Source organism: Kitasatospora dryopteridis (genome assembly GCF_050749075.1).
Taxonomy (GTDB): domain Bacteria; phylum Actinomycetota; class Actinomycetes; order Streptomycetales; family Streptomycetaceae; genus Kitasatospora.
Genome location: NZ_CP192749.1, coordinates 8,294,540 through 8,320,613, shown reverse-complemented (window position 1 = coordinate 8,320,613; position 26,074 = coordinate 8,294,540). Strand labels below are relative to the sequence as shown.

Annotated in this window: 22 protein-coding genes and 4 pseudogenes; 11 read left to right on the top strand and 15 right to left on the bottom strand. The window is 70.7% G+C overall.

What is annotated here, in order from left to right; translation table 11 throughout:
• Nucleotides 1–95 precede the first annotated feature (95 nt).
• The gene (locus ACQ614_RS38120) at nt 96–707 is read left to right on the top strand and encodes a CGNR zinc finger domain-containing protein (RefSeq protein ID WP_431683718.1); all 612 of its coding nucleotides are present in this window, start codon (nt 96–98) and stop codon (nt 705–707) included.
• A 642-nt stretch (nt 708–1,349) separates the two neighbouring features.
• Here the strand turns inward: ACQ614_RS38120 and ACQ614_RS38115 are convergent.
• From ACQ614_RS38115 to ACQ614_RS38105, 3 genes are all read right to left on the bottom strand, one after another.
• Entirely contained in the window at nt 1,350–2,042 is a 693-nt protein-coding gene (locus ACQ614_RS38115) for an SDR family oxidoreductase (protein WP_095878598.1), read from the bottom strand.
• A gap of 63 nt (nt 2,043–2,105) precedes the next feature.
• Entirely contained in the window at nt 2,106–2,315 is a 210-nt protein-coding gene (locus ACQ614_RS38110; protein WP_431683717.1) for a hypothetical protein, read from the bottom strand.
• A gap of 278 nt (nt 2,316–2,593) precedes the next feature.
• Nucleotides 2,594–3,025: a hypothetical protein gene (locus ACQ614_RS38105; RefSeq protein ID WP_431683716.1), complete on the bottom strand. Its 432-nt coding sequence runs from the start codon at nt 3,023–3,025 to the stop codon at nt 2,594–2,596.
• 539 nt (nt 3,026–3,564) lie between these two features.
• Between ACQ614_RS38105 and ACQ614_RS38100 the strand changes: the two genes are divergently transcribed.
• Complete coding sequence (locus ACQ614_RS38100; RefSeq protein ID WP_431683715.1) at nt 3,565–4,161, top strand: hypothetical protein; 597 nt, start codon at nt 3,565–3,567, stop codon at nt 4,159–4,161.
• 323 nt (nt 4,162–4,484) lie between these two features.
• On the opposite strand, the gene ACQ614_RS38095 is transcribed toward ACQ614_RS38100, so the two are convergent.
• Together ACQ614_RS38095 and ACQ614_RS38090 are read right to left on the bottom strand one after the other, a co-directional pair.
• On the bottom strand, nt 4,485–6,782 hold the full coding sequence (locus tag ACQ614_RS38095; protein WP_431683714.1) for a HelD family protein: 2,298 nt from the start codon (nt 6,780–6,782) through the stop codon (nt 4,485–4,487).
• Between the two features lie 227 nt (nt 6,783–7,009).
• Nucleotides 7,010–7,758: pseudogene (locus ACQ614_RS38090) on the bottom strand (transposase family protein).
• 48 nt (nt 7,759–7,806) lie between these two features.
• Here ACQ614_RS38090 and ACQ614_RS38085 point away from each other — a divergent pair.
• The 3 genes and pseudogenes from ACQ614_RS38085 to ACQ614_RS38075 form a co-directional block, all read left to right on the top strand.
• Nucleotides 7,807–8,034 (top strand): annotated as a pseudogene (locus ACQ614_RS38085) (DoxX family protein); the annotation flags it as partial.
• Between the two features lie 363 nt (nt 8,035–8,397).
• On the top strand, nt 8,398–9,531 hold the full coding sequence (locus ACQ614_RS38080) for an FAD-dependent oxidoreductase (protein ID WP_431683713.1): 1,134 nt from the start codon (nt 8,398–8,400) through the stop codon (nt 9,529–9,531).
• Nucleotides 9,532–9,610: 79 nt separating this feature from the next.
• Nucleotides 9,611–9,844: a hypothetical protein gene (locus tag ACQ614_RS38075; RefSeq protein WP_431683712.1), complete on the top strand. Its 234-nt coding sequence runs from the start codon at nt 9,611–9,613 to the stop codon at nt 9,842–9,844.
• A gap of 732 nt (nt 9,845–10,576) precedes the next feature.
• Here ACQ614_RS38075 and ACQ614_RS38070 read toward each other — a convergent pair.
• Nucleotides 10,577–11,593 (bottom strand): hypothetical protein, encoded by a 1,017-nt coding sequence (locus ACQ614_RS38070; RefSeq protein ID WP_431683711.1) that lies wholly within the window; start codon nt 11,591–11,593, stop codon nt 10,577–10,579.
• Between the two features lie 374 nt (nt 11,594–11,967).
• Here ACQ614_RS38070 and ACQ614_RS38065 point away from each other — a divergent pair.
• Nucleotides 11,968–12,343: pseudogene (locus ACQ614_RS38065) on the top strand (helix-turn-helix domain-containing protein); the annotation flags it as partial.
• 246 nt (nt 12,344–12,589) lie between these two features.
• Here ACQ614_RS38065 and ACQ614_RS38060 read toward each other — a convergent pair.
• From ACQ614_RS38060 to ACQ614_RS38050, 3 genes and pseudogenes are all read right to left on the bottom strand, one after another.
• Nucleotides 12,590–12,943 (bottom strand): hypothetical protein, encoded by a 354-nt coding sequence (locus ACQ614_RS38060; RefSeq protein ID WP_431683710.1) that lies wholly within the window; start codon nt 12,941–12,943, stop codon nt 12,590–12,592.
• A gap of 120 nt (nt 12,944–13,063) precedes the next feature.
• Nucleotides 13,064–13,240: pseudogene (locus tag ACQ614_RS38055) on the bottom strand (carboxymuconolactone decarboxylase family protein); the annotation flags it as partial.
• 252 nt (nt 13,241–13,492) lie between these two features.
• Nucleotides 13,493–14,614, bottom strand: a complete 1,122-nt coding sequence (locus ACQ614_RS38050) for an FAD-dependent oxidoreductase (protein ID WP_431683709.1) — start codon at nt 14,612–14,614, stop codon at nt 13,493–13,495.
• Nucleotides 14,615–14,685: 71 nt separating this feature from the next.
• On the opposite strand from ACQ614_RS38050, the gene ACQ614_RS38045 reads away from it, so the two are divergent.
• A complete protein-coding gene (locus ACQ614_RS38045) occupies nt 14,686–15,366 on the top strand; it encodes a TetR/AcrR family transcriptional regulator (protein ID WP_431683708.1) in 681 nt (226 codons plus the stop codon).
• A 424-nt stretch (nt 15,367–15,790) separates the two neighbouring features.
• Here the strand turns inward: ACQ614_RS38045 and ACQ614_RS38040 are convergent, their stop codons facing one another.
• Both ACQ614_RS38040 and ACQ614_RS38035 read right to left on the bottom strand, forming a co-directional pair.
• Nucleotides 15,791–15,928 (bottom strand): hypothetical protein, encoded by a 138-nt coding sequence (locus ACQ614_RS38040; RefSeq protein ID WP_431683707.1) that lies wholly within the window; start codon nt 15,926–15,928, stop codon nt 15,791–15,793.
• 490 nt (nt 15,929–16,418) lie between these two features.
• Nucleotides 16,419–17,060: a hypothetical protein gene (locus tag ACQ614_RS38035; RefSeq protein ID WP_431683706.1), complete on the bottom strand. Its 642-nt coding sequence runs from the start codon at nt 17,058–17,060 to the stop codon at nt 16,419–16,421.
• A 501-nt stretch (nt 17,061–17,561) separates the two neighbouring features.
• Here ACQ614_RS38035 and ACQ614_RS38030 point away from each other — a divergent pair.
• Nucleotides 17,562–18,104 (top strand): MOSC domain-containing protein, encoded by a 543-nt coding sequence (locus tag ACQ614_RS38030; protein WP_431683705.1) that lies wholly within the window; start codon nt 17,562–17,564, stop codon nt 18,102–18,104.
• A 360-nt stretch (nt 18,105–18,464) separates the two neighbouring features.
• Nucleotides 18,465–18,710, top strand: coding sequence for a hypothetical protein (locus ACQ614_RS38025; RefSeq protein ID WP_431683704.1), 246 nt, complete (start codon nt 18,465–18,467; stop codon nt 18,708–18,710).
• A 251-nt stretch (nt 18,711–18,961) separates the two neighbouring features.
• Here ACQ614_RS38025 and ACQ614_RS38020 read toward each other — a convergent pair whose 3' ends face one another.
• From ACQ614_RS38020 to ACQ614_RS38010, 3 genes are all read right to left on the bottom strand, one after another.
• Nucleotides 18,962–19,432 (bottom strand): hypothetical protein, encoded by a 471-nt coding sequence (locus tag ACQ614_RS38020; RefSeq protein WP_431683703.1) that lies wholly within the window; start codon nt 19,430–19,432, stop codon nt 18,962–18,964.
• Between the two features lie 186 nt (nt 19,433–19,618).
• Nucleotides 19,619–20,869 carry a DUF11 domain-containing protein gene (locus tag ACQ614_RS38015; RefSeq protein WP_431683702.1) on the bottom strand — a complete coding sequence of 417 codons (1,251 nt, stop codon included), beginning with the start codon at nt 20,867–20,869 and terminating at the stop codon, nt 19,619–19,621.
• Nucleotides 20,812–22,746, bottom strand: a complete 1,935-nt coding sequence (locus tag ACQ614_RS38010) for a hypothetical protein (RefSeq protein WP_431683701.1) — start codon at nt 22,744–22,746, stop codon at nt 20,812–20,814. The genes ACQ614_RS38015 and ACQ614_RS38010 overlap by 58 nt, the downstream gene beginning before the upstream one ends.
• Nucleotides 22,747–23,738: 992 nt before the next feature.
• Between ACQ614_RS38010 and ACQ614_RS38005 the strand changes: the two genes are divergently transcribed.
• On the top strand, nt 23,739–23,864 hold the full coding sequence (locus tag ACQ614_RS38005; protein WP_431683700.1) for a hypothetical protein: 126 nt from the start codon (nt 23,739–23,741) through the stop codon (nt 23,862–23,864).
• A 661-nt stretch (nt 23,865–24,525) separates the two neighbouring features.
• On the opposite strand, the gene ACQ614_RS38000 is transcribed toward ACQ614_RS38005, so the two are convergent.
• Nucleotides 24,526–25,116: a hypothetical protein gene (locus tag ACQ614_RS38000; RefSeq protein WP_431683699.1), complete on the bottom strand. Its 591-nt coding sequence runs from the start codon at nt 25,114–25,116 to the stop codon at nt 24,526–24,528.
• A gap of 340 nt (nt 25,117–25,456) precedes the next feature.
• Here ACQ614_RS38000 and ACQ614_RS37995 point away from each other — a divergent pair, with 340 nt between their 5' ends.
• A complete protein-coding gene (locus tag ACQ614_RS37995; RefSeq protein ID WP_431683698.1) occupies nt 25,457–25,819 on the top strand; it encodes a hypothetical protein in 363 nt (120 codons plus the stop codon).
• Nucleotides 25,820–26,074: the final 255 nt, after the last annotated feature.

Genomic DNA, 26,074 nt, shown 5'->3' with positions numbered 1-26,074 from the left:
GTAGTTAGTTAGATCGCAACGAGTCAAGCCGGTTAACGTTCCAGGTTGCCCGTTAGACGGATTAGTGCCTCTTCCTGCTGATGTAGGGTGAGGGCATGAGCAGTGCGGCAGCCGGATCTCCCAAACTCAGCCCGCGCACCGTCACACCGGCGGTGGAGACCGTGCTCGCGTTCGTGAACACGCGCGCGGACGGGTCCGGTCGGCGGGAGTTGTTCGGGGACGGGGACTCGTTCGCGGCGTGGCTGGCGGAGTACGACGAGTTCGGCGGCGAAACCGTGGCGACCGATGCCGATGCCGCGGCCGCGCGCGAGCTGCGCGATGCCCTGGTGACCGTGCTGCTCGCGCACTCGGGCGACGAGGAGAGCCTGGGTGAGCCGCTGCAGCATGCCGAGCGGCACCTGCGGCGCGCGGGTTCGCTCTACCCGCTGGCGACGGTGGTTACGGCCGGTGGCGTCGAGCTGGCATCGCCGCAGGCGGGGGTGGAGCGTGTGTTCGGAACCGTACTGGCTGCGGTGACGACCTTCGCCCAGAGCAGCGACTGGGGGCGCATCAAGGCGTGCCGGAACCCCCCATGCCATTTCGGTTTCTTCGACCGCACCCGCAATGGGGGCGGGCTGTACTGCAGTCCCGGCTGCGGCTCCCAGGTGTCCATGCGCAACTACCGCCGGCGGCAGCGCCAAGGAAGTCAGGCGCTGCCCCAGGCGTGAGGACGCACTGCCATCGCGGAGCCTTCTGCGATAGCAGGGCCGAGGACGGCGTCGACGAGCCCAGGGGCCTGACAGCGATTGTGAGGGTTTCGGGATCCCACCGCGCCGCGGCGGCTTTCCTGCTGATCCACCCCACCCCCGACACCCACCTGACCAGCCAAAACATATCGGGCCCTCCGCGAAGCGCGGAGGACCCGATGGCGAACTTGCAAGCAACGAGGCCAGTCGATCCGGCATTCCGTCGGATTGACCGGCCTCGTTCGGTCGAATGACCGGCAGGGCGGGTCGTCCTCGGCGGGCAGCAGGCACCCCGCGAGGTGATGGTTCGTCACTTGATAGTCGACGGTACATTCGCGGGGTTGACGGCAGCCCCGCATCGGCGTCTCACCTCTGCGGGAGTGAGTAGCCGTTGTTCAATCGAGCTTGGTGATCGTGAGTTCGAGTCTGACGACTCGGTCGGGTGCTCCTCTGGTCGGCTGGGCATGGAAGTGGGGCCTCCCGCACAACTCGGGTGCCAGGACACTGCCGGGCCAGTCCCGCGCCGACACAACGGTTCGAGCATGCCTACCGAGGGACAGACAGGCACCTGACCTGGGAAAACTTGACCCTGCCTTCGGATTGGGAATCGCTTCTGACGGCTGCTCAGCCGAGCTGCCCGGTCGGCCGCATGGTGATGTGGTTGATGTCCACGCCCGCAGGCTGGTTGAGGGCGAAGACGATCGTGTTCGCGATCTGCTCGGCGGTCAGCGCCGTCTCGGGGCTGCCGCCGCGCTCGTCCCAGAACGGGGTGTCCACCACCCCGGGAGCGACGACGGTCACGCCGACCCCGTCCTGGCCGACCAGCAGCCGGGTGTTCTCGGCCAGCGCGTGCACGGCCCATTTGGTGACCGAGTACAGGTTGCCGGGCGTGTGGCGCACTCCCGCGACCGAACCCATCAGCACGATCCGGCCCTTGGACTCCCTGAGCTGCGGCAGGGTCTCCCGCACCAGCAGCGCCGGGCCCAGGACGTTGGTGAGGACCATGGCCCGCATGTCCTCGGGGGCGTGGCTCTCCAGATTCCCGGGCAGCGAGAACCCGGCGTTGGCAATGACGTTGTCCAGCCGGCCCCAGGTGTCCACCACGCGGCGCACGGCGGCGGCGACGTCGTGCTCGTCGCTGGTGTCCCCGGTGATCGTCAGCAGCCGCTCGCCCGCTCCGGCCGTGGCGGCGAAGGCGGCCAGCTTGTCCGCGTCCCGTCCGGTGACAGCCACCCGGTGGCCCTCCTTGAGCAGGGCTCGGGCGGTGGCGGCACCAATGCCGGTCGATCCCCCGGTGATCAGCGTGACGGGTCCCATCGGACGGCCTCCTCGGCGATGCGGTCGGGGCACGGCCTTACCGACTGCCCCAAAACGCCTGCACTATAGCCCCGACTCCACCACCCAGGCCTGCTCCACCGCCCCCAGCGCCACCTCCCACGGGTACGCCGCCCGATCGCTTTCCTCCGGCGCCTTCGGCACGAACTCGCCTTCCCCGTACAGCACCCGCACGCCAGCCCCGCGCAGCGTCTCGACGCTTCTTTCAAACTGCGGATGCGCCGCCAGCGCGGAGTTGACGCTCGGCAGCATCACGAACGGTATCCGCGGCCGTTCGCGTGGCTGATGCGCTCACGCCGCCTGGCCTGCGACTACGAGAGCCGCACCGACACCTCGGAGGCGGTGATCCGATGGTCGTCGGCCGCGTCGGGCCGGTCGGTGGCGGGGGCGGAGAACTCCGGCAGGCCCAGGGGGCGACGGTCATCACTCATGATCGCCAGTATGACCGCCCGTCAGCAGGTCAAACAGCGCAGCTCCTCGTGGCCGGCCGGGACCGGTCCGCCGACCGAACCGGATCGTTGAGGTCTGCGGGCCTACTGGCCGGAGAGGGCGGCCCTGAATTCTTGGGTGGTCACGGACACCGACCCGGGTGCCGCCCGGTGGCCGCCGTCGACCTGGGGCTTCCCGGCCGTCTCGGCGGCGGTCCGCATCCGGGGCAGCCAGACCCGCTCGACCGCACCGGTGAACTCCTGCGGCACCGGCCTGCGATCGACGATCCCCACGATGACACCGTCTTGCGTCGCCATGCCGTATGTCTCGAAGCGCCAGCCGAGCGAGCGGGCGGCAGAGCGCATCGCCGAGCGCAGCAGGTCCAGCCCGCCGGCTTCCTCGGCCTCCTCGTGGGTCAGGCGGATCTCCCAGGATCCACCGTAGCCACCGGCCCGCGGCGGGCAGGAACGGGTGAGCAGCGGAGGCAGCACGGAGAGCAGGCGGTTGTGGCGGGGGTCCTTGGTGAGAGAGGGCACGGGCGGGAGCCTACGACGTCGGCAAGGGGTATTCGAGGAAGCTCGCAATAGTCCGACGAACGGTGGCGCGGTGCCCCGCTGGTGGTGATCGGTGCAGGTCGCGCGGGGTTTGATTCGCGCGACGGGTGGTGTATGCCGCGCGGTTCCATGCATTCGTCCGCGATTTGAGCGGTCCGGAAATCAGTGGCCCACAGGGGTTGATCGGCGCCGCGGGCTTCCTACTGTCTCGGCTCGTCAGATCACTGATGGAGTGTCAGCCTGCGGGGCCACCCGCCGCTGCTCGCGTCCCGGTCCGACGTCCACCACGGCGTCGGGACCATGGGAGAAGACCGTGGGTGAGATCGAGAGGCAGCCGCACGGCACCGGCTGCCGGCGGCGGCTGGCACGTTGGTGCGGTACCGGTGGTCCGGGCCACCGATCAGCTGCACCAGGGCGCCGGTCAGCAGGCAGGGCAGGGGCATGACCCGCGTCACAGGGGAGTGGCCGCCCCGGGCTACAGGGGGCTGACGCCTGTCACCCCCGGCGCTTACCGTGGGCGGATGGCAACTGAGGGCGGGGGCACTGCGCGGCGGATCGGTCTGCTGTACGTCGCGCTGAACGTGGTGGCGGTCGGGCTCTGGGTGCTCGTGCACTTCGGGTCGGAGACCCTGGCGGGCGCCGGGCTGGTGGGCGAGCGCGGCATGCTGAAGGTGACGAGCTGCCAGGATCGGCCGTATTCCACCGAGCGTGGCGGCAGCGGTACGACGCACCACTGCTACGGCGACTTCCGGCCCGACGACGGCGGCCCGGAGGTCGAGGGCGTCGAGCTGAGGGGCGGTTCGGGCGACGCGTACCTGACGCCGAACTCGTGCAAGGGCAGCCACCCGAACAAGCCCTGGTGGTGCGGGGGCCAGCATCCGGACTCGGTGCGCGCCCGGTACGTCCACGGCGATGCCTGGATCTGGGGCGGTGGCACGGTCCTCCCTACCGGGGTCGCCCTGATGGGGGTCGCCGCGGTCGGCGCGGGCCTGCTGATCGCCTCCCGCACCCTCAAGGAGCCCCGGCCGCGCTGGCTGGGCAGGGTCCCCGCGGCGCTCTGGGCATCCGTGACCGTCGGGTTTGCGCTGACCATGCTGGCCCTGGTGATGGAGAGTTAAGCCCTCTCCCCCGGATCTTGCCAGGCGTACGACGCCGGGCGCCCTCCCCCGACCTCCGGCCGGGTACCCCCACCCGCAAGGGGTGGATCATCATCGCGCACACGCTGTCGGGCCACAGCCGCAGCCGAGCTGTCCGGCGGTGCTGTGAAGCACCGCGGCCGGGTCCAGGCCCGCCGTAGCGGGGATCTCGTGCGAGGACATGATCCGTATCCTGCACCCGGCCTCGGACAGCCTGCGCTCACCCGCTGCCGGCCAGCCGTGCACCCCGGCAGTGCCCAGACCACCCACCGTCTTTAGCGAGCAACGGACTCTCGAGGGTCGCGTCAGGTCGTGGTCGGCGCCGGCAACTCCAGGCCCTCCGGAAGCGGCGCACTGTGCACCACGCCGAGCCGCTGCGTGGCGCGGGTCAGCGCGACGTAGAGTTCTGCGCGGCCGAACTCGGCGGGCTCGACCACCAGCACGCTGTCGAACTCCAGGCCCTTCGCCTGCGCCGGCGAGAGCAGGACCAGCGGGCGGGTGAGGTCCGGCTCGGGTCCGTGGTCGGCGTCGGGCAGCACTGCCGCCAAGGCGCCGAGCAGGCGCGCCGGCGCCACCACGGCCAGTCGCCCGCCCGCGCCGTCCGCCGGGACCGGCTCCGCCGCGACGCACGCCGCCACCGCGTCGGCCAGCCCGGTCGCCGCCGCGACCCTCCGCGCCCACGGGCGGACGCCCGTGGCCCGTACCGAGCGCGGCGGCTCGAAGCCGGGGTCCGTCGCGCGGATCACGCCCGCCGCGACGTCCATGATCTCGGCCGGGGTGCGGTAGTTGACGTCCAGCAGCACCCGCTCGAAGCGCTCGCCCACGTGCGGGCCCAGCGCAGCGGACCAGTTGCCGCAGCTGCCCGGTTCGGAGCTCTGCGCCGGGTCGCCGACCAGGGTCATCGAGCGGGTCGGGCAGCGTCGCATCAGCAGCCGCCACAGCATCGGGGTCAGCTCCTGCGCCTCGTCGACGATGACGTGGCCGAAGGCCCAGGTCCGGTCCGCCGCCGCGCGCTCCGCAGCGGTGCGCCGGTCCGCCTCCTCCTGACGGTCCGCCAGCCGTTCGGCATCGATGAGGTCGTGGGCGGCCAGCTCCTCGGAGTCCTCGTCCTCGCGGTCGGCGAACTCGTGGCTGCGCGAGCCGTAGGAGAGGTCCAGCACGCCCTGGGCGTAGGCGATGGCCTCTTGCCGCTGCGCTTCCTCCGCGGCGAGGCGGGCCGAGTCGTCCTCGCCGAGCAGTTCCGCCGCCTCGTCCAGCAGCGGCACGTCCGCCGGGGTCCACGGCCAGGCCGTGAAGGGCCCGCAGGGAGCGCGGCGGACGGCCTCGGCGTCGGTGTCCGGGAGGTGGGTGGGCTCCTCCAGGTAGTCGGCGACCAGCTGCTCCGGCGTCAGCAGCGGCCACAGTTCGTCGATCACGGCGTGGACCTGAGCGCTGGCGGCGACGCCCTTGCCGATCAGCGCCCGGTCGTCGGCGCCGAGCAGGTTCGGGCCGCCGTAGGGGTCGGCGCCGATCCGGTCCACCAGCTGGGCGGTGAGCCCGTCGATGACCGCGAAGGCGAAGTGCGGCCGGGCCAGGTTGTGCGGCAGCCGCGTGTTGTGGGCGCGTTCGCGGGCGGCTGCGACCAGCTCCCGGTCCAGCACCAGTTCGCCGTCCTCGTGGTCGATGCGCAGCTCCGGCCAGCCCATGGCCTGCCGGTCGCGGAGGTGGGCGGCGAGGGCGTCCGCCATGGCGGCGCCGCCCTTGACGGCTGCCGCTTCGGGCGAGTCCGTGCCGGTGGCGTGCACGCCGGGGAAGAGCTCACCGGGGGTGGCCAGCAGCACCCCGGTCTCTCCCAGCGAGGGCAGCACCTGGCCGATGTAGCCGAGGAAGGCCGGGTTGGGCCCGACGATCAGCACCGCGCGCCGGGCCAGCAGCTCGCGGTGGGCGTAGAGCAGGTACGCGGCGCGGTGCAGGGCCACTGCCGTCTTCCCCGTGCCGGGACCGCCCTCGACGACCAGCACGCCGCGGTGCGGGGCGCGGATGATCCGGTCCTGCTCGGCCTGGATGGTCCGCACGATGTCGTGCATCCGGCCGGTGCGGGCGGCGTCCAGCGCGGAGAGCAGCACGGCGTCGGCGTCCGCGCCCTCGTGGCCGGTGCGTTCGGCGTCGTCGAGATCGAGAATCTCGTCGTGCAGGGCGGTGACCCGGTTCCTTTCGGTGGTGATGTGCCGCCGCCGGCGGAGGCCCATCGGCTCGTGGCCGGTGGCCAGGTAGAACGGGCGGGCGACATCGGCGCGCCAGTCGACGACCAGCGGCGTCCGCTCCTCGTCGTCGGCGCGGATTCCGATCCGGCCGATGTGATGGTCGGTCCCGTCCCGGAATGCCAGCCGCCCGAAGCAGAGTCCGTGCTCTCCGGAGGAGTAGACGGCCAGCAGCCCGCTCTGCTCGGCCACCTGCAGGTCCCGCTCCAGCAGCATCTGCCCGCTGGTCGGCGCCTGCGCCAGCGCGGCGCCGACCCCGGCGGCGGCCTGCGCCTCCAGCTCGGCCAGGCGTCCGCGGAGCAGGTCGATGAATTCCTGCTCCCGGAGAATTTCGTCGTTTGACAATTCCGCTCCCGCTCGCATATACTGACGCCATAAGGTTCCAGGAGTTCAGATTCGAGCAATTCCGAAATGAACGCACGGAACCTCCTAATATACGAGGGAATTCCCCGGGACGCCAGTGCGTCTCGGGTTTTTTGTTGCCCGGGACGGCTTCCGGCTGTGCCGAACGTGGGTGTCTCGGGCCCGGTTGGGCGTGGCAGCGCCGAAGGTCATGGGCTGCCGCGCACGCTGGAGGTTACCGAGCTCTTTCAGGGGTGCAACTCCAGGGTGAGGACAGCCTTGGCCGCTGACATCAGCCAGTTCGGACTGCAGCGGGCGTGGCGGAAGATCCTCCAGCGCTTGAGCGCGGCCACGCCGCGTTCGACCGGGTGGCGGAGTCGGGCGTGGGCCCGGTTCAACAATCTCTGCCCGGCGCTGAGCTCCTTGCGAGGCGGCGCCTGGTCGGCACGGCGAACGTGCCGCCGGCGCCGGTGTGGGTCATGGCGGCCAGAGCGGGGATGCAGAGCCGGATGCGGGTCTTCACGAGGCGGTGGGAGCGGGCTGCGGTCGGGTCATGGGTGCCGCCGGGCAGGGCGCGGGAGATCCACACGAGCCTGCCTCCGGGGCCGGTGATGACCTGGAGGTTCACACCGTGGCGGCGGTGCTTGCCGGAGTAGTCGGCGTGCCCGTCCCCGACACGGCCGCACTCGGCGAGGGTGCCGTCGACCAGGACGTACTCCGGGTCGGCCTCGCGGAGGGCCCGGGTCAGGCCGGGTGCTTTGCGGGCGAGAAGGCCGGTGACCTGGTGCACGTAGGCGTGCGCCGTGCCGACGCTGATCCGGAAGTCGGCCGCGATCTGCGCGAGGGTGTCGTGCTTGCGCAGATACACCAGCGCCACCAGTGCCCGCTGCGAAGGCCGGGGCTTGCATCGGCGGTCACCCTCGCGGGTGACGATCAGCATCGTGACCCGCTCAACGAGCGCGTGCGGCAGGTCCAGTGCGGCAGGACAGGTGACCAACAAGGCTCCCTGGCCGGCTGCTTGAGACGTGAGACATCTCGCTCGACCGCCCTCAGGGCGCTGGGGGCGGTCGAAATACTCGGCGCGACCGGCCTGGTCCTGCCGCCGCTGACGGGCATCGCGCCCCAACTGGCGCCGGCCGCGGCCGGCGGCTTCGTACTCCTCCAGGCCGGTGCGATCGCCGTCCACCTGACCGGCGAAGACCGCCGGATCGCACTCAACGTCGGGCTCACCACCACCGCGGCTGTGACCATCTGGCTGGCCACCAGGCTGTGATGGGGCACACCCCTCGACTGGTGGACGCAACCACAGGGACAGCCGCCACACGACCGCTGTCATTCTCGTGAACATCGAACACGTCGCCATCCGCGCACTGCTCGGCGAGCGTACATCTGCTGTCGTAACCCCGTGAACGAAGCCAAGCGGACCTTCGCCCGGCTCCACCAGTTCAAGCGCCTGCGGATCCGCTGTGAGATACGCGCCGACCTCCACCATGGCCTGCTCCAACCCGCTTGCAGCCTGATCTGCAGTGTCGGTCGCCTGTCGGTCCGATGACAGCGGCGTGTCGGCGGACTCCGACACGCTTTCCGAGAACAGGCGGCCGCAGCTCATCGGCCAACCCGATCCCGAGGAGCCACCATGCACACCCCCGCCACGATCATCGGCGCCGGACTCAGCGGCCTCACGCTGGCCCGCGTCCTGCACGTTCACGGAATGCCGGTCACGGTCTACGAGGCCGAGTCCTCCCCGACGGAACGCACGCAGGGCGGGATGCTCGACATCCACGACTACAACGGGCAGCTCGCCCTGGAGACAGCGGGCCTGATGGATGAGTTCCACGCCATCACCATCGGAGGACGCCAGACGATGCGGCTCGTCGAGCAGGACGGGACCGTTCTGTTCGACAAAGCCGACGACGGCACGGGTGGACGCCCCGAGGTGCAGCGCAGCGACCTGCGACGGATCCTGCTCGACTCGCTCCCGGCCGGCACCGTCCGGTGGGGGCACAAGGTCAGCCATGCCCGCGCCCTCGGCAACGGCCACCACGAGGTGACCTTCGCCGACGGCACCACCGTCGTGACGAACCTTCTGGTCGGCGCGGACGGCGCGTGGTCGCGCATCCGGCCGCTGCTCTCCGACGCCGTGCCTCTGTACGCCGGCACGTCGTTCGTCGAGACCTACCTGTACGGCGCAGACACGCGGCACACCGCCGCCGCGAAGGTGGTCGGCGGCGGGTCGATGATCGCGCCCGCGCCGGGGAAGGAGATCTTCGCCCACCGGGAGAGCGGCGACACCCTGCACGCCTACGTGGCGTTGTCCAGGCCGCAGGGCTGGTTCGCCGCCATCGACTTCACCGATGTCCCCGCCGCGACCGCACGGATCGCGCGCGAGTTCGACGGATGGGCGCGTGAGCTCACCGCGCTGATCACGGACGCCGACACCGCACCGGTCCTGCGCCCCCACTACAGTCTGCCGACCGGGCACCGGTGGGACCGGGTGCCAGGGGTGACTCTGCTCGGGGACGCCGCCCACCTTGCGGCCCCGAACGGCGAAGGTGCCAACCTGGCCATGCTCGACGGCGCCGAACTCGGCAAGGCCCTCGCCGCGCAACCCGACGACATCGAGGCCGCGCTCGGCGAATACGAGCAGGCCATGTTCGCCCGCGGCACCGAGGCCGTCGCCTTTGAAGGCACCGAGGTCGTCCAGGGGATCAACTCCGAGGACAACACAGCCCAGGCCATGCTCAAGATGATCACCGGGCGGGAGCAATGAGCGACCATCCTCAAACCGAAGCCTTCACGCTTCGGTGGTGTGACGGACCTTCCGGGCCTAAATGCCCGGAATGCCCGGAATGCTGAGACCTGACTACGGTCCTTGGCAACAGCGATTCGACTACCTGCGCACGCTGCCGAGCGGGCTGGACGTCGAGCTGACCGACGAGCAGCGCGCCGACTCCGCCCGGCTGCGGGAGGCCGAACGGCAGGCCGCCCACGCTCTGGGACCGACGGCTACCGGGCCACCCTGGCGCCGCCGGACCGGATCGGCCACCGCGCCACCCTCACCCCGCACCGAGCTGCCCGGATAGCCGCTCCTGCTTGGGCCGGGCCGGTGATCGTCCGGCCCGGCCGCCGCGGCGCACCGTACCGGGCATGACGCTGGGCGGTGTGCCCCGTACACGACGGCCCGTGGTGCTGCGCCCACCGATCCCGATGATGCAGCCGGTCCTCACCCGCACCCTGCCGCCCGAGGCCGGGCGGCCCGGCGAGGTCCAGTACACCCCCGAGTGGGACGGCTACCGGGTACTGATCTGCGTGCAGGAGGACCACGCGCCGCTGATCCTGTCCCGGCGCGGCACCGTCCTCAACGCCCGATACCGTCGGCTCTGGTCCTCGAGCGGTCCGGCCGGGCGGACGAGGCGATCAGGTCGCTGGGCGCGGACGTTGCCGCTCGCCGGTACGGGCCGCGGAACACGGTCGAGTTCTACACCGAGCTGCTGGCGCGGCACGGACGGGTCGAAGAGCTGCGGGAACTCGCCACCGGCCCGCAGCAGTCCACCGCCGCGCCCGTACGTGACAGCCCTGGAGAACATCGAATGGGGTGCACTCGTACACCTCCCACCCGTCCCTGCCCACCCGGTCCATGTCCCAGACCAGCTCATTACCCACCGCACCTGCCCTTCAGAACCGCCCGCCCCATGGCTACCACCGCACACCGACATAACGCGCCGCCGGCCGAGGCCACCCTCCCGGACTCTCACTTTTCGAATCCCGGGTGCGCGCTGCCGTACGCTGATCCGACAAGATCCGAAAGAGAGGCCTTAGCTCTTCGCCGCGGTGAGTTCGCGGGCGCGGGCGATCACATCGCCGTGCTCCAGGTGCGGCGCGTAGGCCACCACCAGGCCGCGCCGGGCGCAGGTCCGCTGCAGTGCGGCAAGGAGCAGGCTCGGGTCGCCGTCCTCGGTGAGATCGTCGGTCAGCTGCGTCATGGTGTGGGACGCCCACCGGCCGGTCACCTCTTCGATCGCCTCGACGAGGTCGGCGGGCAGGGCCTCGTTCAGCACGGAGGGGAGGTAACTACCCGGGTCGGCGATGCGCCGCCACAGCTCCGCCACGGTCGGCCCGTCGAGGTGCCAGGGGCCGGGCCCGGGAACGGGTTCACCGGCCCGCAGGCGGTCGGCCCGCCCGATCAGGTCGCCGAACCGCGGGTGGGGCGCGAAGGTCAGCGCGATGCCGTACCCGGCTGCGAGGTCACGCAGGCCGGGGAAGACCAGGCTGCGGTCGTCGTCCGGCGCCAGTCCGTCCAGTACGCCGCTGATGTAGGTGAACATCCTTTCGTCGGCGGCGAGTTCGAAGTCGTCGAGGGTCTCTTCCGGGAACCACCTGGTCACGTCGGACCCGCAGTGGGCGAAGCCGTGGGCGAGCGCGTCCCAGATCCCGGCGACGGCGGTCTCGTCGAGATGGCAGGGGGCCGGCCCGGGGAGCGGCTCGCCCGCTGCGATCCGGCGGGCCCGCTCCAGGACGTCGCCGTGCCGGGGGTGCGGGGCGAAGACCGTACTGATGCCGTACTCGGCGAACTCGCGCCGGAACGAGACGAAGATCCCGCTGGGGTCGCCCTCGTCGTAGCCCTGCACAGCCGAGACGAGCACGTCGAAGAAGTCCGTGCCGGACCGTTCCTCCGCCTCCTCCTGCCACTCCTCCGGAAAGACGCCGTAGAGCATCCCCTCCACCCACAGCTTGTTGCCGAACACCTCGCGCGTGTCGAGCCAGATCTGCTCCACCTGTGCGGTGTCGAACTCCCAGACGGACATCGCGCCGTCGTTCTCTCCCTGATCCACGGCGAGGATGCTACCGACGGGCACGGACAGGGCCGTCGTCGCGGATCATGTGGTCGCCTCGCGTCGGCGCCATTGTTCAGGTCGTGGGGCGGGGCTCAGGCCGTGATCGGTCCGCTTCCAGAACGCCGACCAGCCGCTCGACGAAGAGGAACTCCTGGTGGTCCCGGTCGCACCCCGGCACGGGACCGTCCTCGTCGCCGTAGGGACACCGCGCATACCCCGTCAGGGTGCTGTGCACGATCCGGGCCCACGACGCCATGACCCGCCGGACGGGCCGGCCAGTGCTCTGACCGAGAAGGTTCACCGGGTTGGCGCTGGCAGGTCCTGAGCCGGTTGGATGTCGCGAGACGTCCCAACTCGGAGGAACGAGGCGAGTGGCAGAGCCGGTCAGGGTCCGAAGGCTTGCGGACCAGGAAGGCCAGCAGTTGCAGCGGACCGTGCGCCGGGGCAGCACGAACGCGGTGCGCTACCGGCGGGCGATGATGCTGCTGGCCTCGGCCGGCGGGAACCCGGGTTCCGGTGATCGCCCAACTGGTCCAGGCCGACGAGGACACGGTGCGCGATGTGATCCACCGGTTCAACGAGACCGGCCTGTTCAACGAGATCGGCTTGGCCTGCCTGGACCCTCGGTGGGCGGGAGGCCGTCCCCGCCTGCTCAGCCCTGACGACGGGGACTTCGTCGTCCAGACGGCCACCACCCGCCCGGCCAGGCTCGGGCAGCCCTTCACCCGCTGGTCCATCCGCCCGCTCGGCGGTCATGAGCCCTCCCGAGTACCCGCCCACGGCTCGGACCTGCCCCGCGTGGACCGCGTGGAGGTCGGTCACACCTACGGCGGCGCACGCCGGCCATCGGCCGCCCACCGCCGGACAGCCGTCCCCGGACGGCTGCCCGCAGCCGCCGCGCGGCGGCTGCGGGTGGGGATCGACGCCGACGTCGCGCAGCGCGGACGGTTGCCGCCTTGACAGCGGTCTCCTCGGCAGTGGGTCTGGTGGTGGTCAGCAGTGGGTGCGTGCCTGCTTGATGCCCGGTTCGGCACGGTGGATGTCGAAGGTGGTGGAGAACGTCTGCCGTGCGGTGGCGAGTGTGTCGGCGAGCGGCTGGTACTTCGTGTCCTCCAGGGCGGCCACCCGGGCCAGCTCTGCGGCCGTGTTCAGCCGGCCCACCGCGACGTCCCAGGAGTGGTCCGACGAGCCATCGGCCGGTTGGTCGGGCATCCGGTCGGGCAGCATCCGCACCAGCGTGCAGGCCAGCTCGCCGTCGCTGCTGACCTGTCGGCCGGCGGACCCGGCCGAGCTGCAGGCGGCGAGGGCCAACATCGCTGCGATCACTGGAACAAGACGTCTCATCATGTGCTGCTTCCTTCCCCCGGTTGAACGCACCTGATTACCTTAGGGGATGCGTCTCGACCCGGGGCAAGGGTGGCCGGCCGGGTGGCCGGCCGGCCAGGTGCGGAGCCGGTCGGGCCGGGCTCAGGCCCACTGCTCCGCGGGCCTCACACCCGGGATCGGCTTGCCGATCAGGGCGAGCGGGACGAAGAAGTTCACCTGCCCGATCGCAATCGTCAGCGTCGCCAGGGCCTTCGGGTCGTAGTGCTCGGCGGCCCGGGCGTAGAGCTCGCCGGTGACCCGCTCGGCGCCGGCCGGGGGCGGGGTGCAGCTCACCGAGGCCGGCGGCGGCCGCAACCTTTACCCCCTGCGGTCGACACCTACACCCTGCACGTCCTCCACGAGCACCCGCTCGCCGTGTCCCTCGGCTGGGCCCTCGACGACACCGTCGACTCCCTCGACCACTGGTGGCCTCCCCCAAGGAGGACGCCCGTGGAGCGCACATAGGACCCGCAGTCCTCCGGGACCGTCGGCAGAACGCGATGGAGCGACCCCTACAGACCTTGTAGGGGCTCACGTTCCGTCAGGTCGGAAGAATGCGAGCATTTTCTGGCTGGCGTCCGGCGACATCAGGATTTCCTGAATGTGCGCGGACTGCCGGCCGGCGGCGCTGGTGCGTTCGAACATCTCGCGTTCGTACTCTTTGACGGCGGCGAGCAAGTCGTCCGGGTGCGCGGCCAGTGCGAGGCCGAGCAGGGCACCGTCGAGCAGCGCCATGTTGGCGCCCTCGCCCACCGGCGGCATCAGGTGCGCGGCATCGCCGAGCAGCGTGACGCCCGGCGTCGACGGCCAGGTCAGACCGACCGGGAGAGTGGTGATCGACCGTGGCAGGATCGTGTCGTCGCAGGCTGCGATCAGTGCGGTGAACCGTGAGTCCCAGCCGGTGAACAGGTCGATCAGCCGCACCCGGGCGGCGGCCGGGTCGCCGAACGGGATCCCACTGGTCGCGAACCAGTCCTCGGCGGAGTTGTAGAAGCTGAGGTAGACGCGTACGCGGCCGTCACCGTTGCGCTGCGCCGCCAGGGATTGTCCGTTGCCGAGCACCCAGTAGTTGCCGCGTCCGACCATCGCCGCCAGGTCGGGGTGGGTGCGGTCGATGTCGGGAATTCCGAGCTCGATGACGTTTTGGCCGATATGTTCCGGTCGGGCGTCGGTGAGCTGCGCGCGGACGCGGGAGTTTGCGCCGTCGGCGCCGACCAGCAGGTCATACGTCGCGCTGCTGCCGTCGGCGAAGTGCAGCAGGCCGCTGTCGGCGGATTCGAACGCGTGGCCCCAGCGCACCGCGTGTTCGGGAAGAGAGTCCAGCAGCAGGTCGCGCAGATCGGCACGGTCGACCTCGGGTCGCTCGAGCGGGGCGTCGTCGGGCGTGTCCTCCTGGAGCAGCAGGGTGCCGTCCGGCTCGAGAAGACGCATGTCCTGCCCTGCGCGACGGGCGATGGCGTGGAACCGGTCGGTCAGGCCGGCCTCGCGCAGCGCCCGTTGCCCGGTCCCGGAGTGCAGGTCGAGCATGCCGCCCTGGCCACGCGCGTCGCGTGACGGCTCGCGTTCGTAGACGACGGCGTCGATGCCGTTCACGTGCAGCACACGGGCGAGAGCCAGGCCGCCGAGGCCGGCTCCGACGATGGCGATGGTCATGGTTGCTTCCCCCTTCGATACGCCGTACTGGCCGATACACTGTATCGACCGATGCGGTGTATCGTTGGCGCATGTTGGTGTGGGAGAGGCCGGAGCCGCCGGATCGACCCGTGCCGGCCCCGTTGAGCCGGGAGCGGATCGTGCGAGCGGCGATCCAACTGGCCGACGCGGACGGCCTGGACGCGGTGTCGTTGCGCAAGGTCGCCACCGCGCTGGACGTCCGTCCGATGCGGCTGTACGGCTACATCGCCAGCAAGGAGGAGTTGCTCGACCTGATGGTCGACGCCGTCCACGCCGAGATCCGGCCGGTCGGAGACGGCTGGCAGGAGGTGCTCCGGTCTCTTGCCGAAGCCACTCGGCATGCCGCTCACGAGCATGAATGGCTCGCCGATCTACTGGGCGGCCGACCCCAGCTCGGGCCGCACGCGCTGGCCAGCGGGGAGACCGTGGTGGCCGCGCTGGGCGGCGTCGACGTGGACGCCATCATGCCGGTGGTCGCCGCAGTCAACGCGTACGTGATCGGCGCGGTGCGTCGGGAGATCGCCGAGCGGCGTGCCGAGCGGGCCACCGGGATGGACGAGAAGCTTTGGCAGGCCTCACTCGGGCCCTATCTGGAGCGGACCTTCGCCACCGGCCGATTCCCCGCGCTGGCCACGGTGGTGCGCGATGCCGCCCACCTGGACGCCGACCACACCTTCCGGATCGGCCTCGACTTCCTGCTCGACGGCATCGAAGCCCGCATCTCACGGTGACGCGCGGCCGCGTCGTCCCACTGCGCACCAGCCCGCGGTGCCCCTGTAACGGTGGTGCCTGATGGTGCCGACTGTTCGGTCGATGCCGAGTACCCTCACACCGGCGGAGAGGAGTGCCGCCACGGGTCAGCCCGTGCAAGGCGGGGGTCGAGCTCATCCCCCCGCCCGAGCAGAACCCGGCCGCGCTGGCCGTGGTTGCTGCGGACCGCCTTCCGGAGATGGTCGACGGGCAGACCCCGGGGCGATGGCGGGGCCATCGAGACCGGGAGCGTCCAGCCGATCCGCAACTTCGTCGCCCACTGTGCGGCGGTGGTGGAGATCGAGCGGCAGCCGGCCACCGGGCGAACTACCTTGCCAACCACGCCGAGACCGTCACCAAGTACCGCGAGCACGCCGCCACGGTCGCGAAGCTCTACCGCGCCGCCTACGCGGCGGTGGCCGGGCGACCTGGAGCCGGGAGTACCTCCCGGACCAGGAGCAGGTCGCCGGCGGCTGCCCCGCCGACTTCCTCGCCGCCGTCGAACAGCGGGCCGCCGAATTCGTGCGCGCGGAAGCGCTCCACCTCGACGGCACCTCCTACCGGGGCAGCGGCGAGCCCACGGGCTGCCTCGACGTCGCCGACGGCCTCCTCACATGCCTTCCGGCCCCATCCATCTGCCGAGATACTTCACACGCGGGCAGCTAAGAAAAAGCGTGCAGATCAATACAGCAAAGGCTGCCTGCCGACCGCAGGTCGGCAGGCAGCCTTCATTCAGGTCTCGTAGTCAACCGGCGAAACGTAGTCCCACTCTCGGCGGTTGCTCCGGTGGTGCCGCAGGTGCCGTCGGCCGCGGAGGGCGTCGTGCTCTTGGCGGTCCGGTTGGAGTGCGCGTCGAACGCGTACTGGCGGGTGACGCAGCCGGTGACCGTGGTGCTCTGGTGGGCCTTGTGAGCCGGCCGAGCCGGTCGTAGGCGTAGGTGCGGGTCGCGGTGGAGCTGGTGTCCTTGGCGATCTGGCCCTGGGTGGAGATGTCGGTGCTCTGCGACCAGATCACCGCACCGTCCGAAAATTGCTACGGGAGGGCCGGCTTGAAGATGGTCGTGGGGAAGTCGTGGATCGGCCGGGCCACCTTGAGGCGGTATTCCAGGCTGACGTCGTCGATGAGGAACGGCGCGGTGTTGCCGCGCTCCTCCCAGTGGGTGAACTGCAGGCTCACCTTCCGGGTGGTGCCGCTGAAGAAGGAGTCCGGAAAGGTGACAGTCACCTGCTCGTAGCCGCCGCTGCCGCCAGCTGCGTTGTAGCGGGTGTACAGCGGGGTGCGGGTGCCGTCCTCGGTGACCGCCTCGACCACAAGCCGGTGGGTGATGCCGACGTAGTCGGCCTTCATCCAGAAGGACAGTACCGGAACCCGGTACGCCGGGATGGTGACGGTCTGGTCGATCCGGTGGCCGGCGTAGCCATAGCCGCCGAGCTTGGCCTTCCAGGTGCCGGAGTGGGCGGGGTAGGCCGGGTTGTCGGTTACCAGCTGCCCGTACATCCCGCGGACGTACCAGTCGTCCACCGACACCTGGCCCCACGAGTTGTCGTTGCCAGACTCGAAACCTGGGTTGACGATTCCCTGGTTCGCGGCGGCGGCGCCGGGGGCCGCGAGGAACACGCCGGCGGCGGCGAGGGCTATGACGCCGGTGGCGAGGCGCGCCGAACGCAAGGTCATTCTCATACTTCTCCTGTCACGCTACTGCTCTGAACCCCCGTCCGGGGGAACGGCCGTCCGGCCGGGGCCGGTACGGCGGTACGGACCGTTCGGGAGCATGTCATCCGTGTAAGGCCTCAGGCACATGCCCTGACGGGCTCTCATGAGGGTGGTACAGAAGACGGCGTAGCAGGCAGCCGTCCCGACCAGGTGCACACTCTACCGATCGCTACTGACGGGTTCACAAAGGCGGCGCGCACGCGGCCGATCAGCAGCTGCAGACGAGCCTGCTGCCGCTCGTACGATTCCGGGCGTGCGAAGAAGCGCCGGCCGGTGGGGCCTGCGGTCAGGGACCGAAGAGGGGCAGGACCCAGGCCACCCAGTGCCATCCGGCAGTATCGGCCCGGCCCGCGATTGATCGCAGGGTGTGGTGGCCCGGGCCCGGCTGATCCGACCTGGGAGGCCTGGTGCAGCGCCACGTAGGCTCTTGACCGACATCACCACGGAGGAGGGGGCTCAGGAATGGGCGGAACGGTCACGGGAGTCAGCAGCAACGGCGAGTACTCGTTCACCAAACCGAACCGGGACAGCATCACGTTGCTCGCGGGGCTCGGTGTGGAGGGGGACGTCCACGCCGGGGTGACGGTCAAGCACCGCTCACGGGTCGCGCAGGATCCCACCCAGCCGAACCTGCGCCAGGTCCACCTCATCCATGAGGAGCTCTTCGCCGAAGTCGGCCGCGAGGGATTCAAGGTGTCCTCCGGCGAACTCGGGGAGAACATCACCACCAGCGGCATCCACCTGCCCGGTCTGCCCGTCGGCACGCTTCTGCACATCGGTGAGGAGGCGGTCGTGGAGGTCACCGGCTTGCGCAACCCCTGCCTGCAGATCGACCACTTCCAGCGCGGGTTGCTGAAGCAGGTTGTCGGCCGCGACGAGGCCGGCAACCTGGTGCGCAAGGCCGGAATCATGGGCATTGTCCTGCGGGGCGGCGAGGTCCGGCCCGGCGACGCGATCCGAGCGGAGCTCCCGGACGGGCCGCATCGGCCTCTCGACCGGGTCTGACCTGCTTTCGGGTCTGACCTGCTTTCCCGGCGGGCCGTTACACGGACGTGGCCTCGCGGGTTCTTGTGGTGCGAACATCAAGCAGGCCCCCAGGGGTCAGGGCATTCGCTACCGGCCAGAGCCACTACGATTTCGCCGGATGACGCTGCGTAAAGGACCTGACGTTCCACCGGGTGCCCTTCACTCATGAAGGTCAAGACCTCGAGCTCCGCCTCCGCCTGAGCTCTACCCTGCGCGTGAGCAGGTGCCGGCCGAGGATCAGGAGCGCGGCGTCGCGCAGGTCGGCGGGCCGGCCCTCGGCGCAGGTCGCGAGCATCGCCTCCAGGTCTGCCTCGCGGACCGCGGGCGACTGCCTCTCGGGTGTTGCTCTTCGCCCACCGCGCGCGGAAGGCGGCGATCATCTCGCGGACCTCGATCGTGCCCGGCCGGGTCTTCCCGGGCGTGCTGCGCTCCTGCCAGGTGACCACGGACGACTTGTACGCGGACACCGTGTTCGGGTCGTACCGGCCACTGTTGATCATCCATCCGACGTACTCGATCAGGGTGGCCGTGGTGCACGGCAGGGCGACCCGGCTGCGCTCGGCGCACCACTGCTCGAAAGCTTGACCCGGTTCCGGGTGTTCCGGTCGGTGTTCTTCGGCCGGGCAGCGCGGACCAGACGGGCAGTCTCCGGACTGATGACGAAGTCCCGCGCGGTGTACTCCACGTGCCCGGCGGCCGCCGGGAGTGCCTCGCCAGTGATCAGGACGGTGTCCCTGTGGAAGCTGCTGACGTCCAGGTCCAAGGGGCTGTCGGCCGCCGACGACCGGCCCTGGCGGGGTCGACCAGTTCGCCGTCCAGGACCTCCGGTTCGGTGCTCACCGGCTGTCTTCCGTCGGGGTGGGGATGTGAGGGTGGGGGCTGTAGGGCACGCGGAGGGGGCTGCGGTCGACTTCCCAGCCTTTGCCGTGGTTCACCATCGGCCAGCCGCCGGGGATCGAGGTGTCGGCGAGCCCAGGATCGGCAGCGTGCCCAGCGACGATCAGAATCAGGCCGGTCGTTGAACTCCGGCCGTACCACGGAGAGTTGTCGGAGGGTTCGGGTTCGCTTGGTGCGCTTTGGGTGGCGGCCTTCCGTTCGCGTCGGTCCGCCGCCGCCTGGGCTGCGAGTGTGGTGCCCAGTTCGTCGATCCGCTGGCTGTACCTGCGCAGCTCGGCGGAGAGTCGCTCGGCCGCCCGGTCGGCCAATCCGGCGCGTGCCTCGGCGTCGGTGGCGCGGTGCTCGGTCGCGGCGGGGTCGTGACCGGCCCTACCAGCGGCGCCCGGGGTGTCGGAGTGCTGGGTCGTCACGTGCGAGGCCCTTCTGCTGAGGATCTCTTCTACAGAGGTTGCCTCGCATATTGCCACTTATACGAGGCTATCGGCGTTAGCGGTGGGCATGGGGCGCCGGAGGGTGCAGGTGGTCCGGGGTGGCCGGTCCGCACCCCCGGCAGCCCGTGTCCGCCTGGGCGGGCACGGGCCGGGTCGGGGTGCGGTTCAGTAGGGCAGGACGCGGACCGGGCGGCAGCCGAAGAAGTGGTAGGTGCGGCCGTCGGCGGGGTCGATGTAGGAGCCCTTGACGCAGGCTTCGGTGTCGCCGGCCTGCAGGCCGGAGGTCTCGGTGTCGAAGTGCAGCAGCATGTCGAGGTCTCCGTCCTTCAGCCCGGTGCCCGGGGTGTCGGTGTGTTCGACGACGTCGACCGGATGGCCCTGGCCGTGCGGTTCGGTGCTGCCGCCCGGCCCGGCGAACACCACCCTGCGCGGGCCGAAGCGCACGGTGGGCACCTGGATGCGGGTCGCGTCGAAGGCGAGCGGCAGCCCGTACTCCCCTGTGGCGGTGGTCAGCACTCCGACGGTGACCAGTCCGCGCGGGACGGTCACCGAGGCAGGGAGGGTGCCCTGGGGCTCGATGTCGATCGCGACCGGGAGGACGCAGTCCGCGGTGAACTCGGTCGGCCGGTGGTTGTTCGCCGGTTCGGGGTCGCTGTCGCCCTCCCGAGCGGGGGCGATCGTGGCCGTGAACCGGAAGGCGTGCGGGCCCGGCCGGTCGCAGCGCAGGGTGAAGGTGCTGTCGGCGGTGCGGGATGTGCCGGTGGCGAGGGCGGCCACGGACTGGGTGGCGGTGGCCGGGGTCACGGTGGCTCCCGGATCGGCGGCAGCCTGCATGGTCAGGGTGGTGTCCATCGGCGAGGAGGGACCGTTGTTGGCGGCGGCGGCGCGCAGGGTGACGTCGACCGGTTCGCCGACCAGGAGTTGGGTGGGTGGTTGCTGGGCCGTGAGGTCGGTGACGGTCAGGTCGGCGACCGCGACGACGGTAGTCTCGGTGGTGGCCGTGTCGTTGTCCGGCACCGGGTCGGGGCCCATCAGGTTGTCGACGGTCACCCGGTTGGTCAGGGTGACGGGCCCGCCGGCGTTGTGGACGACGTCGGCGGGGACGTGCGCGGTGATCGTCAGGGTCCGGCTCGCACCCGGCTGCAGGTGACCGACGCCGCAGTTGACGGTCTGTTCCTCCGCGCGGCAGCCGGCGTCGCTGGTGAGGAAGACGGCCTGCGGCGGCAGGGTGTCGGCCAGGACGGTCGCCGCGGACGGACGCGGGCCGTGGTTGGTGACGACGGCGGTGTAGGTGACGTCGGTGCCCGCCGCGACCGGGTCGGGCCCGTCGGTGAGGGTGACGCCGATGTCGGTGGTGTTCATCTCCTCGGCCATGGCGGTCCGCACGGCCAGCGGCGGCGGCGGGTCCTGCTCCACGTTGACCGGGCGTTGGCGGAGTTGCCGAAGTCGCGGAACGGCAGGGAGATGAACGGCCAGTCCTCGGCGCCGTGCAGGGTCGAGTCGGTGGTGTCGTTCGTGCAGTCCGTGGGACGGCTGGCGGACCCGATCGTGTCGAGGTTGACCGGGTCGATCGGCCGCCCGGATGCCGGGTCGCCGTCGCCGTCCCAGTCGGCGGGTTCGTTGAGCGGGCTCGGCGTCCTCCCGCCCCCCTTGGCGGTGAACACGAACTCGTTGACCGGGTCCGTGGCGTCCAGGACGGTCGGTTCGGTGAGGTGGTTCTCGACGAGGTCCGGCAGCGGCGCGACACCGCGGACGAAGCCCTGGGGCGTGATCCTCGGCGGCGAGAAGTCGACGATGTACCCGCCGCCGACGCGGTTGATGCCGTGTGACCCGTAGTTGTAGTTCATCGCGCTCACGTAGTTCGGCTTGCAGTTGCCCTCGTCGGGGCCGCCGTGCCGCAGGTTCAGGGTGTGGCCGAGCTCGTGCAGGATGGTCTCCGCGTCCGGGGTGAACACGACGAAGTCGTTGCCGCCGACCTCGCCGTGCCCGTCCTTGGGCGCGCAGTCCTTACCGGCCGGCTCGTCGTCGGTGGTGAAGGCGACGGACTGCGCGTAGCGGAAGATCCACCGGCGGCTCCTCTCGAAGTTCACCTTCTTGCTGTCGAAGAAGTTCCTCCCGAGCTCGCAGGTGTCGGGCGAGCCGGAGAGGATCTGTCCGCCGCCGAGGTCCTCGCCGGCGTGGCAGTCCGGGTCCTTGGCATCGGGCAGCCGGTCGTTGTCGTTGTCCTGGCCGTCGCGACAGTCGAGGGCCGGCTCCTCGAAACTGACGTCCAGTGGTTCGCCCTTGTTGCACTGGCCGTCGAGGCCGTCGATGCGGCCGTCGCCGTCCGGACTGACGGGGGTGTGCTCGTTGTCCTTGCCGTCGGCGCAGTCGCCGATCAACGGGCCCTCGGAGGCCTTGGGGTCGAGGGGGGCACCGGTGTCCACGTGCAGGGTGATGCCCGGCTTTCCGTCGGGGTTGGGCCGGGCGTTGCCCGCCCCGCCGTGCTCGGTCGCTCTGGTGCCGGCGTTGTCCGGTGCGAAGGCGAAGGCGTTCTTCACGGCCTGGAGGGTGGCCCGGGACGGGAAGTGGCCGGGCTGGGAGTCGATCTCGAGGAAGAGGTCCTTGTGCCGGGGGTCGGCGCCCATGGCGGGGAGGTCGACGTCGACCTCGGTGTCGTCGTCGTCGTTGTAGCCGTTGCGCTCCCAGCCGTCGAGCAGTCCGTCACCGTCCTCGTCGCCGCTGGCGGAGAGTGTGCTGATCTCCCAGCAGACCTTCACCCTCGGCCCGTCGTTCTCGCTGCCGTCCTCGCCGTCGCCGGTGGAGCACGACTGCGGCCAGTTGATCCGGTCGCCGGAGGGGGTGGCCGGGTCGCGCCACTTGCCGGTGGCGTAGGAGACGGTGAAGTCCAGGTTGTTGTCGTCGTCGTGGGAGCTGGAGTCGCCCAGGTCGTCGCCGCCGGGCGCGGCGTCCTCGTCCCAGACCTGGAGGGTGACCGGTACGTCGTCCAGGGTGTCGGGGACCTGGGCGGAGACCGTCCAGAACGGGTCGATGTCGGGGCTGTCGTCCCGGGTGGGCGTCCGGTGCTCCTCGCCGTTGATGAAGACCTTCACGAAGAAGTCGGCGTGGCCCTCGAACAGGCCCTCCAGGCCGACCTCGTCGCAGTCGTCTACGCACTCGATGTGCGTGACGGTGACGGCGAACAGCCGGGTGCCGGGCGCGTCGGCGCGGACCGGTGGTGGGGTGAGGGCCAGTGCCAGCAGCGCGGCCACCAGCACGGCTGCCAGCCGGCGCGGGCCGCCGCGGGCGGTCACGGTTCGCGGACATCGGAGAATTCGTGGCATCGGGGTCCTTCAGGGTGGCGGGATCGGACGACTGCGCTCGGGTAGGAACCGCTCTCGTCGTGCCCGGCTCTTCCCGGCCGTCCGGCATCGACGACCGGCAATCAGTTTGAAGACGAAGGGGCCTTGTGCGGCAGGCTCTCTGCGGCAGTCGTCTGACAGTGTGCCGTAGGCCGGGCGCCCCGCCCGGCAACGCCACGACGCGCCACGGCGACTCCACTTCAGGCTGTCCGGAGACCATCTGATGATCAGTTTGGAGAGTGCCGATCGCTTTGCCCCGGCCAGCAGCCGCGGATCGCGTTGGCCGCGAACGAGACGCTCGCGAACTTGCCGAGCAGGACCGCCAGGCACCAGGGGCGAGTACGGCTGCCTGTCCTTCAGCACCACCTCCCACTCCCCCTCGCTGGCCCACGGACGGCGGGCCACCACAGTGACGACAGTGGTCGGCAGGTCCTGCGGGTGGTCGCCACGGGACGGCCGGACGGCGACGTAGACCACCGCCGGGTACACCTCGCCGGTGCCGGCCCGGGTGAGCGAGTTCAGGACGTCGGCCACGCCCAGCCCCAAACGCCTACCGGGCTGCCGGCTCCGAACCGACGATCGTGGCGTTGCCGATCACCCGCACACTCGGCGCGCCCACCACCGGCCGAACCGCCGACGCCACATCGGCGGGACACAACATCGCCGAGTACTGCGTGTCCGCGCCGGCCTGCTGAACCGTACGCGGCGCAAGAGCCAGAAGATCGACCGCCAAGGCCGGGTGGTCTCTACTTTTCTCCACCGTGAGAGTGCTGTGGTGGCATGGGTGACTCGGCGATCAAGGTTCCGGACACCACCCGCGACCATCCGGCTGCGCTCGCCGAGGAACGCGGTATGACCACCGGCGGTCTGGTGACGGCCCCCTGGCCAACCAGGAACACACGGCCGAACAGCTCGCCGAGCGGGTCCGCAACAGCCGCCGCCTCATGCGCGAGCACGGCATCGAGGTCGACGACAGCGAGCCGGACGCCATGCCGAGCGTCCTGGAGAACGCGTACGCCATCGCGGCGGAGAAGTCCGTGCAGAACCTCAAGCGCGGCACCGCCGCGTGATCATCCTCGACACCTCGTCCGCCGTGACGCTGGCCGCCGGCCACCGGGCACTCGTCCGGCCCGCCGACAACGCCGCCGCATCCCCCTTCAGGCGCCTGGCCGTACCGGCCCTGTGCCTGCTGGCAGCGGAAGCCACGGCGCAGGAAGCCGGCACCTTCGCGCTCGCGCTACCCGCCATCGAGATCGAGCCCCTCGGCTCGGCAGCCGCCGTCACCGTGGCCACCATGGTCCGCGACGGCATCGGCGCCCAGGACACCTCCCACGCTCTCTACTGTGCCCTGCCGACAGGCTCCCACGGCACGATGCACATGATCCTCACCGACCAGGAAAACCACTACCCGCCTGAGGCGATCACCGTGCACATCGACGACCCCCGACTCCTCAGCCGAGCATCCGCTGATCGGCGCCGCCTCGCCGGGTCGGAGACGGCCTGGGTCATCGGGCAGGACCAGGGCGGCGCGATCGTGGCGATGGGCGGCCGTTGGGGCGTCGTCGTGCGGCTGCCGGAGCACGGGCCGGCGCGGTCGGCCAGGGCCGGCGCGACGCTTGACCACCAGTGCTCTGTGTTCGGCGGGCCGGCCGGAAGGGCGAACCGCGGTCGTCCCGTTGTCGTTCGCTCACCCAGCCAGGACCTGCCGCCGGGATGGTTGTGCCGAGGGTCCTATCGCGGTCGGCGTCCTGATTCGTGCTGCCAACGGTCGCGTAGGGCATCGAGGTCTGCCAGGGCGGCGCCGAGTCGCGTGTCCTTGCGGTGCCGCTGGGTGACCTGGGTGAGGTGCCGCCGCGCTTCGTCGTGCGGTGCCGTGTCGTCCTTGGCCGCCGCGAGTTCGGCCTGGGCTTCTGCGATCAGGTGCTTCTGCTGTTCGAGGAAGGCGTTCTCGTCGACGGCCGCGTTCTGCGCCCGGACGGCGAAGGCGCGTACGTCATCCTCGGGATGGTCTGCGTGCGGGTACATCTCGTGCCGGACACCGGTGTTCGGCAGGTCCAGGTAGAGGTGCGACTTGGTGCCCGACTGCTCGAAGCGGACGCGCAGGCCTGCAAGCGGGATCGTCTCGCCGGCGAAGATCAGGACGTGCTCGTGCAGTGTGGTCCTGCCGAGCTCGGCCAGGACCTCGCCGTGGCCGGGGTTTGTGAGTCTCTCCAGGCGCCGCTGTCCTGCTCGCACCCGCTGGTCGTAGGCGAGCCTCCGTGCGTGGGCCTTGGCCTGTGCCGTGGATATCTCCCGGCGGGCGGCCCACTGGATCTGCCGCACAGCGCGCCGGGCGTCGGCCAGCTCCTGACGTTCATCGGCATATGCACTGTCGAAGGCCCTGTCCCACCCTCCCGGGTAGCTCCACATCCGCCACCCGATGAAGCCGACACAGCCGAGAGCTGCAGTCACGACCCAGTACAAGGCTCCCACCCCGTCCCTTCCCGGCCCGCCCTACCCGAACACGGGGCCGCGGGCTCCAAGTATCGGACCAGCGGCATGACCGCAGAACGGGTTTGAGGTGCTTTCAGGCCAGTGGGCGCCCGTGTGCCGGCCCTCGCTACCGTGGCCGGCTGCCCACCGGTGCCCGGTCCGGTGCCGCGGCTGTTGGTCGTGGGCCGCGGTGATCTCTCCCGACCCCACGGACCTGCCGCTGTTCGGCCGGCAGATCCTGGGCCGCAACCGCAGTGAGCAGTGGACCGAGGCCGTCGCCACCGCGCTGCTGGGCGACTGGGCCGCCCCGCTGTACGACGGCACCGGACTCGGCATGGCCGAGCTCGGTCGGCTCCGGGAGGAAGCCCGGACCATCCACCGCCGGCTGGTTCCGCTGTGGCAGCGGCGGACCTACGGCAACAGACGGGTCACCTTGCTGGAGACCCCGGTCTACGAGGACGTGACCCTGCGGGATCTGCCGGCCAACCGGCACCTGCCCGACGATCCACTGCTCGACCAGGTCCCCGGCGGACCCGCCTTGCCGCCGTCCTGAACAGCTCGCCCGGGCCGAAAAGGACGTCCTCCTCACCCTCAGCCACCCCGGCGTGGCCACCTGAGCCGACGCCGCCGCGCCGGCCGGCAGCGACCAGCCGGACAAGGACGGGAAGAAGGTCCACCGCGCAGTCCAGGAACTGCGCCGACGCGACGAGCAGCGCACCGACGGACCGACCAGTTTGTGGCCACAGGTCCTGGAGCACGGAGGGTCCCGTCTGCGCAGCGGGCCCTGAGCGCGGCGCTGGAGCCGGGA